This window comes from Nitrosomonas limosa (assembly GCF_054188085.1).
Genome location: NZ_CM135180.1, coordinates 362619 through 373495, shown reverse-complemented (window position 1 = coordinate 373495; position 10877 = coordinate 362619). Strand labels below are relative to the sequence as shown.

The 10877-nt window shown below is 41.2% G+C and carries 8 protein-coding genes; all 8 read right to left on the bottom strand.

The features are described 5' to 3' along the window. Positions 1-68: 68 nt before the first annotated feature. On the bottom strand, positions 69-1568 hold the full coding sequence (locus ACV7NC_RS01615; RefSeq protein WP_458153695.1) for an MraY family glycosyltransferase: 1500 nt from the start codon (positions 1566-1568) through the stop codon (positions 69-71). Between the two features lie 12 nt (positions 1569-1580). Continuing rightward, positions 1581-3854, bottom strand: a complete 2274-nt coding sequence (locus ACV7NC_RS01610; RefSeq protein WP_458153694.1) for a polysaccharide biosynthesis tyrosine autokinase — start codon at positions 3852-3854, stop codon at positions 1581-1583. Between the two features lie 21 nt (positions 3855-3875). After that, complete coding sequence (locus tag ACV7NC_RS01605; RefSeq protein ID WP_458153693.1) at positions 3876-5174, bottom strand: polysaccharide export protein; 1299 nt, start codon at positions 5172-5174, stop codon at positions 3876-3878. A 239-nt stretch (positions 5175-5413) separates the two neighbouring features. Further along, positions 5414-7261: a glutamine--fructose-6-phosphate transaminase (isomerizing) gene (gene glmS / locus ACV7NC_RS01600; RefSeq protein WP_458153692.1), complete on the bottom strand. Its 1848-nt coding sequence runs from the start codon at positions 7259-7261 to the stop codon at positions 5414-5416. Positions 7262-7612: 351 nt separating this feature from the next. Then, complete coding sequence (locus ACV7NC_RS01595; RefSeq protein WP_458154810.1) at positions 7613-8053, bottom strand: low molecular weight protein-tyrosine-phosphatase; 441 nt, start codon at positions 8051-8053, stop codon at positions 7613-7615. A 35-nt stretch (positions 8054-8088) separates the two neighbouring features. After that, complete coding sequence (locus ACV7NC_RS01590) at positions 8089-9201, bottom strand: lipocalin family protein (RefSeq protein WP_458153691.1); 1113 nt, start codon at positions 9199-9201, stop codon at positions 8089-8091. 204 nt (positions 9202-9405) lie between these two features. After that, the gene (locus tag ACV7NC_RS01585) at positions 9406-10200 is read right to left on the bottom strand and encodes a PEP-CTERM sorting domain-containing protein (protein WP_458153689.1); all 795 of its coding nucleotides are present in this window, start codon (positions 10198-10200) and stop codon (positions 9406-9408) included. A 289-nt stretch (positions 10201-10489) separates the two neighbouring features. After that, positions 10490-10864 (bottom strand): DoxX family protein, encoded by a 375-nt coding sequence (locus ACV7NC_RS01580; protein WP_458153688.1) that lies wholly within the window; start codon positions 10862-10864, stop codon positions 10490-10492. Positions 10865-10877 lie beyond the last annotated feature (13 nt).

The window sequence follows — 10877 nt, the reverse complement described above, 5'->3', positions numbered from 1 at the left end:
AAAACCTCAATTGAATATGTAAACTCGGTAGATATTTTAGAAGCAGCCGAACAAATGTCATTATATTTTCAGCGTAAAATCTCGAAAGACAACGCTTGTGGTCCCAGTTCCCGCCGACTCATAGCTTTAGGTTCACCGAAGGGACTTCCTTGACTATAAATTGCCGGATCGAAATCCGTTTTACGACTGGAAAATCGATGCAAGTGAATGCCTCGTTGTTCTATTAATCGCCATTGTAGTGATGCTATATACTGCTTAATGTTTTCTTTTGAGAGATCAATATTTTTGTCAACCCATATATGAAGTGTAGTCGCATAGCGATTGCCTAAATGATGGGATTCTGATGGTTTTCTAAAAACTCTTATCCAGAAATTCATCTCCGATCCCAATTCATCACTAATTGCTTTAGCAAGCACTTCGATTTCTTTAGCAGAGTAACTACCAATAAGGTTATTACTGTGGGAAACGGGTGCAAACTTCAATCGCGTATTAAGCAATATGTCAAAATTTCTGAGAAGTGATATAAAACTTTCAGGGTGATGCGTCAAGTAGAAATATCCAGTCAATATCAGGAGAAAACCAAGAAACATGGTAAATTCCGGAACACCCATATACATACCCGCTAGTCCAATTATTCCAAGCAGACCGTGTAAAAAAACCATTGTGAAAACGATTTCCATGACTCTGAAGCCGGATCTCATCAGTAAATGGTGCAAGTGTTGTCGATCCGCAGCAAAAGGAGATTGTCCGGCACTCATCCGGCGCAACATGACCCCGAACATATCCATCAGAGGAACAGAAAAGAGCCAAATTGCTGTTACCGGCGTAATTGCTGGATTGGGATTCTGAGAAAGATCAACCAGCAACCAGGCAAACATCAATCCCAGCAACATACTGCCATTATCGCCAAGAAAAACCCGTGCACGGTGTTGATAAAAATGCCGGAGGTTATAATATAAAAAACCAATCACTCCTCCTGCAAGCGCACAGATCAGTATTAGATTATGATGATCTTCAGCTAAATACGCGGTCACACCAATTAACAACAAACTTGTAAGAGCAATGGAACCGGACAATCCATCAATCCCGTCAATCATGTTCAGCGCATTGATTCCACCAATGGTAGCAATCAAAGTAAAAGCAATACCAAAGACTCCAAGTTGCAAAGGAAATCCAAATAGCAGCCCGCCGAGTTCGTGCAATACAATTCCACCCAAAAAAATCATGAGAAGCGCAACAATTGCTTGAATTAAAAAACGTAATTTGTAACCGAGCTTAATTGCATCATCAACAAAACCGGTGATAAAAATTAGAATGGAGCAAGTCGCTAAAACAATACATTTCTGCAAATGCTCAGGATAATGATTAATCAAAATAATGAACGCGAAACATAGCGCTGCAAACACGCCAACTCCACCTACAAACGGTGTATGCATATCATGCAATTTATGCGCAGCATCCGGTTTATCTGCCAAATTAAGGGAATACATTAAATAAACAGTCAAACGGATAAACAAAATTGACAAAAAAGTACTGAATAAGAGTACAAAAACCAGGTCGATATCCATAATTACAACTAACTACTTTGATTTTTGGTAATGATATTGATAGACATACTTGCCGTAATGATAGCCGTAGCCATAACGAGAAGAGGCTTGCGGCATATCATTGAATACAATGCCCTTAATCGGGGTACCCGATTGGGAAAATCTTTTAATACTCTGTTCCAGTTCGCGTTTGGTATGTGATCCAGCTTTTATCACCATGAGCGCCGCGCCTGCTAGCCGACTGATAATCGCGGCATCGGTAACCGCCAAAATAGGTGGGGAATCGATAATGATCAGATCATATTGTTTGGTAAATCCATCCAGAAGCTGGCCAAAACGTTCATGCAGCAATAACTCAGATGGATTAGGCGGAATAGTTCCGGTTGGAATAAAATCGATATGGGCTGACAGTATTTCCCGCGTCGCGTCTTGAACTGACTGCGTATTGAGTATGACTTCGGATAAACCGTTTTCACGAGTTATCCCAAATGATTTGTTGATTTCGCCTTTGCGCATATCGGCGTCGATCAATAATATTTTCTTGCCGGCATCGGCCATGACTATCGCAAGGTTCGCGGCGACGAATGATTTACCAACGCCCGGACTTGGCCCGGTAATCACGATAATATTGTTTTGTGCTTCCAATAAAGAGAAATGGATCGTCGTGCGCAAACTCCGGAGGCTTTCGATTGCTACATCATCCCTGTTGCGAAGCGATAGAACCGCCGGTCTGCTATGCCGGATGGATTTACCGGATTTGCTCAATTCTTTGTTGAGCAAGTCTTGATCCTTGCTATGGTAAATAGTGGCGTACACGGGAATGTGCAGTTGTTTCTCGATCAAATCCGGGTCTTCGATGCCGCGCAACAACGACTTACGAACAAAAACCCCCACGATTCCCAGGAACAAACCCAGAACAAAAGCCACGCCAACAATTAGAGGTTTGTTCGGCTTAATCGCTTTATCAGGCAGAACCGCGTAATCAATAATTCTCACATCGCCTACAGTACCTGCTTTCGCTACACGCAATGTCTGCGCATTATTGAGTAATGTGGTGTATAGATTGGTGCTTACCTTAACATCGCTCGATAAATCCAGAGTAACTTGCTGTGTCTCAGGTAGCGACTTGATCATTTGATTATGTGATTGTAGTTGTGCTTGCAGCCGTGCGATTTGCTTATCTACCGCAATCACATTCGGGTGGGATTCGGTAAATTTCTGCCGCAATTCATCACGTTTTTGTTGCAAGAGGGTAATTTGCGTCTTTATTTCGACAACTCCTGCCAAGGTATGCTGCGTCTCAATATCCAGGTTGACAGAACCTTTCTGGTTTTTATATTCATTCAGGGCAATTATCGAAGCCTCCATCTGCTCTTTGATGATCGGCAATTGTTTATCGAGAAATTCCAATGTCTTCTGCGATTCGGCGGATTTATATTCAACGTTTTGTTGTACATAAATGTTGGCAATTTCATTCAATACCCGGATTGCATACTCAGCACTGTCCGATTCCAGCGTCAATTCCAGGATTCCTGTATTTTTACCTTTCTCCGATACCGTCAAACTATTTCTAAGTTGTCGTATTGCATTATTTGAGGATTGCCGAATAAGCGTAAATTGCGTGCCAGGCCGAGCTTTCAATAGCGATACAAATAGATGGATAGGTTGCTGATGATTGTCAATTTTCTGATTTATCAGTTTTCCCACTTCACCCTCAGCAATTAATTCATCGTTCAAGAAAAGCTGGAATTGATCTTGATTTCCTGCCAATAATGTGAATTCCTTATCTCTCAATGCATCCGGTACCGTCAGCGAGCCAACTTGTATCGCTTCCCCACCCCAGGCATATTCGGCCTGGCCAAATAACGCACTGGACACTGCATTATCTGAATTACGCTGCACGAATCTTCTTGCAATTGCCTCGCCTGCAAAAGAGAAAAACTTCGGTTTGGCAATAACTTCCAGATCCAGATTATTAATGACGGTCCCAAGCACTTTTCTGGATTTAATCAGCTCAATTTCAGCCATTACCGGAAGTTTCGTTCCGAACATATCGGTTAACGGTTCAACACCTATCATTGACTGTGATTTCTCGTTCACTTGTAGCATCGCATCGACTTTATAAATCGGCGTATCAATAAAGGCTTTGCCAATGCCTATAAAAAAAACAAAAAAGGTTGTGGCCAGAATAAGCCATTTCCCATCCATCATAATACTCAGCAACTCACCCAAATTGATTACATCGCCCTCGTTATCCGGGTCGAATTGGGTGACATGATGAGTGTTCTCTGGTTGCGAATTAGGCATGGGCGGTATGCAAGTAAATTATCAAGGGACTGCTCTGAATGGCTGAACACGCAGGGATCCGTCAAATAAATTCAACAAATCGACGGTTGGTTGAATTTGTCCGATGATTTGATTCCAACGGATACCTTCTGCCCGGTCTACAAAAACCACGTCACGCGGCTGTAGAGGGAAGCGATCCGCCAAGATAAACGCATCGGGCGATTTCGCATTCAAATGGTAGATGGCGGACTTTCCCAAAGCGCCTCTGAAAATAAAAACCCTTGCGGCATCCGAAGTTTCCTGATCTAAACCACCAGAATCAGCTAACGCTTCGGTCAATGTCATTCGCGCTTTATTCATCACGACACTCCGTGGTCGGGCACCAAAACCGCGCCCCAGATTGGTCTCACCCAATACAAAAACCTTATTAAAATCGTTGTCCGGAACGTTGAGAACGTCACCATGCCTGAGCAATACGTTTTGCTTAACATCACCACCTTCGTAAAGGCTTAATAGATTTATGCTGTAGGTTTTATCATTCCGCGTTAAAGTGATATTGCGTAGATCCGCTCTCGGTGTTACACCACCGGCACTATTGATCGCTTCCAGAACGGTTAGCGGTATGTCTCTAACTAAATGAATTCCAGGTTGCGTAACCTCACCCACCACGTAAACCCGTTGACTGCGATAACCTGCCACGCGAACATCAAGCTGTACATTTTCAATATACTTGGAAAGTTTGAACGTTAATTCATCGCGAATATCTTCGACTGTTCTGCCTGCCGCTCGAATGACACCGGCGTAGGGGTAAAAAAAAGTACCGTCCTCGCCCACCACATTCCCGGCCGTTTCAGCGCTGCGGAATTCGCCCGCCGGAATCGTTAATTCCGGATGTCCCCAGACAGTAATATTCAGAATATCCCGAGGCCCCACCCGGTATTGATCATAAGGCTCTACTTCTGGAGTACCTTTTATAGTTTTGGAACCGATACGGTAATCGAAATAATGATTGGCAACATTGTCAGGCCCGAGGCTGCGATTATTGATATCCTTTTCCATATCAATAATTAGCTGCGCATTAATCGTTTGAATATTGAGTCTTTTTAGAATTGTTTCATTATCTTCGTCAACTGGCATTTCCACGCTTGATTTAGTCGCAAATGCCCTCATATGTTGGCCCGGGATCAGAGTGCAAGCTGTCAGTTGACTCACTATCACCAGAAAAAGAAAAAGACTTACTCGCTTGAGTATTATTTCTTCTATATGCAATGGCTTATATAACCTCAACCTTAAATCCTCGTTTTTATTGCAACACAAAAAAACTTTTAAAAGAACAACCATCAGTTCAAGAATGAAAAAAAACTTTCCTAATCTTTGTCAATGCTTCTCTTCGCAAACATTGGAAGCTAAGTACTCAAATGGAATATTGAATGCATTTTATCCTGCTAAGTAAGTGATGCAATTGCTTTAAAACGAGGCCAAAGTTGGATGTATTTGATCTTTTGGGACTTTTGTCACATTCACTGTATTTTGAATTAGGTGCATGATTTAACACATCAATTAGTTCAATTCGATTGTAATTATTCAACTGTTACCGCTTTGGCTAGATTTCTCGGTTTGTCGACATCCGTGCCTTTTACGAGTGCGACATGATAAGCAAGCAATTGCAATGGAATCGTATGCAAAATCGGGCTTAGTAATCCTGCATGCTCGGACAGACGGATAACGTGCAGATGATCATTCGGTACGATCAGAGAATCTGCATCGGCAAATACGTATAATTCGCCCCCCCGTGCTTGCACTTCCTGTAAATTGGATTTGAGTTTACTGAGTAGTTGATCATTCGGAGCGATGGCAATTACCGGCATTTCACTATCGACCAATGCGAGTGGACCGTGTTTAAGTTCACCAGCTGCATATGCTTCAGCATGAATATAAGAGATTTCCTTGAGTTTGAGCGCGCCTTCCATTGCTATCGGGTAATGCACTCCGCGGCCTAGAAATAACGCATGGTGCTTCTGCGCGAAACTTTGCGCCCATAATTTGACTTGATCCTCTACTTGCAGCGCATGTTGTAATGCATTCGGTAAATGGCGCATGGCCGCAATCATTTCGTGCTCGGATTGTTCACTCAGTTTGTTACGCATCTTAGCTAATGTAATGGTCAACAACAGCAGCGAAGCGAGTTGAGTGGTAAATGCTTTGGTCGATGCCACACCGATTTCCGGACCGGCGCGAGTCAGAAAGCGTAAGTCAGCCTGACGGATCAATGCGCTTTCCGGCACATTGCAAATCGCCAGACTGTAACGATGGCCCAATTTCTTAGCATATTCGAAGGCTGCCAGCGTATCGGCGGTTTCACCGGATTGCGAAATGGCAACAACCAATGTGGCAGGATCTGCAACAGGATTACGGTAACGGTACTCACTGGCTATTTCTACATTGCAGGCCAATCCAGCAATCTTCTCCATCCAGTAACGAGCAACCAAGCCGGCATGATAACTAGTACCGCACGCCAGAATTAGTATTTGTTCGGTGTTTTTGAATACTATTTCCGCCTCGCTGCCAAATAAATTGGGAGTGATCGATTGAGTATTCGATAACATTTCCAGCGTGTTAGCAACCGCACTGGGCTGCTCAAAAATCTCTTTCTGCATGAAATGCGCATACGAACCTAATCCGATTTCTTCATTGGATAAATGCGATTCATGCACGGGGCGGCTGACTGGATCGCCTAACCGGTTTTCCAGACAATTAACAATGTTGAATCCATGACTACTTAGCTCAGCGATATCACCATCTTCGAGGTAGATCACATCACGAGTCACTTGCAGTAAGGCGGAAACATCTGATGCGACATAATTACCATCTTTGCCAACACCGAGTATCAACGGTGCGCCGTGGCGTGCGACAACGATTCGATCGGATTGCCCTTCTTCCATGACTGCAATAGCATAAGCGCCATGCAACTCCGCCACTGCCAAGCAAACCGCTTCAAATAAATCGTTTGCTTCTTTAAGCTTAAAAGAGACTAGATGCGCGATAACTTCCGTATCGGTGTCGGATAAAAATCGATAGCCAAAGCGCTTGAGCTGTGTGCGGATAATTTCATGATTTTCAATGATGCCATTGTGCACCACTGCAATGCGCGACTCATCCCCGGAAAAATGCGGATGCGCATTACGTTCCGAGGGTTCGCCGTGAGTCGCCCAGCGTGTGTGTGCGATACCCGACAATCCATGAGCTTTCTGTTGTTCAACGAGCTGGCCTAATACATTAACTCGACCGGTAGTCCGCACCCTTTTTAGGCCATGGTTAGTGAATACAAGACCGGCGGAATCATAACCCCGGTATTCCAGACGCTGCAATCCTTCCAAAAGAACAGGAATCACGTTTGCCTTTCCAATCGCGCCAATAATTCCACACATCGATGATTTATCTCCTCATGATATGAAAAGGATAAAGCTTAATTAAACAGAGTTCTATAGGATAATTCTTTCAATTCTTGAAAATTTTTGAACTATCCTATTCTTGATCACGGCTTATAAATAATAATGCACGAATGCACACATTGATTCTTTTGAGGCATAACATCTTTTGCTTGACTACGTAACCACGAATTCTCATTCAAGATGTAAAAAGCAAAGATTTATTCTAGTTTTTTATAATTTTATCAGAAGATAATCTGATTTAATGAAGTCATTTGTCCCTAACGGATTCATTATTATGAATAAAATATCCCAACTTTGTATGAACTGATTATCGATGAACTTAGCAAATTACAATTTCTTAATCCACTGAGATACGCCTTGCTCGATTAAACTTAACGTTTCTTCAAAAATATGTATTTCTTTTTGATAGGGATCAGGAATATCGAATCCTCCCCATTCACCTAATCGAAAAACTTTACCTCTTGCAGTCGGCTCAATTTCTTCAATCCTATTTTTCTGGTCGAGCTCCATTACTAATATGAGATCTGATTTGCGAATCATCTCTTGGTTGAGCTGACGAGCTCGATGATCAGAAATATCTATCCCTTTTTCCATCATCAATTGAATTGCTTTTGGATCTGGCGGATGACCAACTAATGCACCAAGACCCGCCGATCTTATCCGACTGTCGAAATTATTGACTTCGACAAAAGCTTGTCTAAACAATGCTTCAGCCATTGGGCTTCTGCATATATTTCCGACACATAAGACAAGTATATTATCAAACAAATTTAATTTATCCAATGACTGTTATTATCAAATATCTAAGACTTATGAAGTTCAGAATTCTTAGCATCCATGTAATAAAGCTCCATAAAGCCAAAACCTGTGTGCGTGCCTTGCACACTCACGGCACCTTCCCAATAGATATTGTAAGTCGTTAACTTAGCATCGAATTCATTACTTTCATTCCTGCTCTTAATCGTGATTTTGATATTCTTGGATGGTATTTCAATGTCCCATTCTATCGGATAAACGATATTTGTCTTTTTGCTGGTCCACCCTTTCTTAGGGGTAACATTAAAATCTTCTGCAGATAGCGTTTCAATATTTCCATTCTGATTAAAGGTGCCCATATAGAGAATTTTGTCATTTGTTTTCTTATCGCGTAGTTGATAGATCATCAGATCTATGGAATCACTCAACTGAAGACTGAACCAATCCCATGTCAATCGCCCCACGGAAAAATCGCCCCATTGATGATCAAACCAGGAAATCCCTGTTACTTTTTCTACAGTATTCCCTATTTTCAAAGCCCCCGATATTTTCATACGCGAGCGTGAGTAATAGTAACTATCGCCCGCATCTTCTAACGAAATAATGCCATTCTCGCCATGGATAATCGGCGACTGTGTACTAATTACATCTAGTACAAGACTTATATTCTCGATGTTAAATTTTAGCTGATCGGTACCATTACCTCCTGCCATCAACCAATCACCTTGGATAAATTCAAAACCATTTTCTTTGTTTATTGATGGATTGCCCGCAGTTCTTCGCTGAGCAGTCAGGTGTTTACCAGTTTGATAATCATTGATGGAGGTATGACTTACCATATGATGAACAACATTGTTTAGCAAGAAAACAGTATAGTGAAAACTATATTGTTTCCCCGACTCAGTACTTAAATAGCCGTTGTAGTACCACCATTCCATTTCAGCATGATGCGGCGCATCATCTTTTGGTAATGTTATTAAACTGCTATTGCGCGCAATGCTTTCAAACCAGTCATCAGATGTTTTGGTAAAAAATACTTCGTAAAAAATCCATGTAACACAAATTCCAACCGCAGCTAGAAAAACTAATAAAATTAGTCGTCTTTTAGAGAAATGATAACTACTAAAGATTGCGTGAGTTTTTCGAATTTTTCTCATCATTATTTCTGTTGTACTTTTAGATGCAATTGAGCATATAAAAAAACAGCGCACCTTAATCAGTAAGTGCGCTGTTTAACAGTTTATAGTTATTCTTAAAAATTTTACCAATATATTTATTCGAATAATATTGGTACAAAGTAAAAAGTTTTAACTATTTATAGCCTCAAAAATTCAAGAATAAGTTTATTAGATTAAGCTAAAAAATTAGTTATTACGTCCAAACAATTTTCTAGACATAAACATACTGAACAATCCTAAAATTAATAACGCATACATCGATGGTTCAGGAACAGCAGAGACTGTTAATTGCGCGCCTGTGAAAAGAAAGTCTTCATAAGTTGTTTGTACAAGTGCTGTACTGAATCCAAATATTGCTGCTGCAGCAACAAAAGCTGGAGGTAAAGAAGCTGGGTCATATAAGTTAAGAGCTATTAGATCAAAAGATAAATTTCCCGATAAACCTGCATTATTCATCAAGCCGGTCACATCAAAAGTATATGCTGCCACGCTTGGTTCTACTAGGCCAATGCCCAACGCCGCTGCAATTAATGCAGCTTCACTGATAGGGTTTGAAGTTAAAGGACTCTCAAAGCCATCGCTTCCAGAAAAAGTAGTATTAAACGGAAACGAGTTCGCTGTATCAAATAAAGGATTGGTTTGTTCCACTTCAACAGCTGAATGCGAACCGGTATTAAAAGCACCATCACTGACGTTTGTCACTTGTGCCCATTCCCTTGGAATATCAATCGCACCAAATCCTTTCAATGTAGTTGAAATATCATCAGACAAAAATAAGGTCAATGTAGCCGATGTTACTGTGCCTGGACTCCATAATGGCGTATAACCAATCGAACCACTATACGTACCACTATTTTCAGTAATTAGGTCTGATGTTGCCGCACTATTAAATGTATAAGTGGTACTAGCAATCGCTGTGTTAAAACCTAATACTGCTGACGAAATTACCGCAATACTAAAGATCTTGAATAGTCTCTTCATTTTTTCTTCCTTTTTTATTAATACAATAAACTAAATCACTAAAGTTTGATCATTTTGAAACACATTTGCATTTAACATCGCAAAATGAAAAAATCAAAAATTTCATTTCAAATACAGATATGTAGTATCTATTATTGCTAATAGTTACACTTTTTTAATATAAAGTTTAACCAATTCGTAGTATATAGGAGCCCCTCCTGTTTTTATAGTACAAATGTACTATTTTTTCCCTCGCACTTGAAAATCAAATGTGTTACAACCCGACTTTTTGAATGTTGGTTTGGATTTACTAAATGCGGCGGCTATCCAGGCTGTAGCTTCCAGCGCCCTGTATCGCCAGCAGCAACAATCCGCCTGTAATCGCTATATTTTTCATGAACATGATCATTTGCATCTGGTCAGCAAGATTATTGTGAAAAATCACCGCAGCCACTAGCGTGAAACCAGCCAATGCCAGCGATACCCATTTCGTTTGCCAACCAGCAATAAGTGCTAGGCCGCCGCCAATTTCCAGTGCGATTACGAGCGGTAACAACATGCCAGGAATACCCATGGCTTCCATATAACCTTGCGTGCCTTCGTAGCCGCTAATCTTAAAAATCCCTGATAGAAAAAAGATTTGTGCGAGAAATAGCCGTGCTATCAGTTGAGCAATTTTTTCCATTTGAATCTCCTCA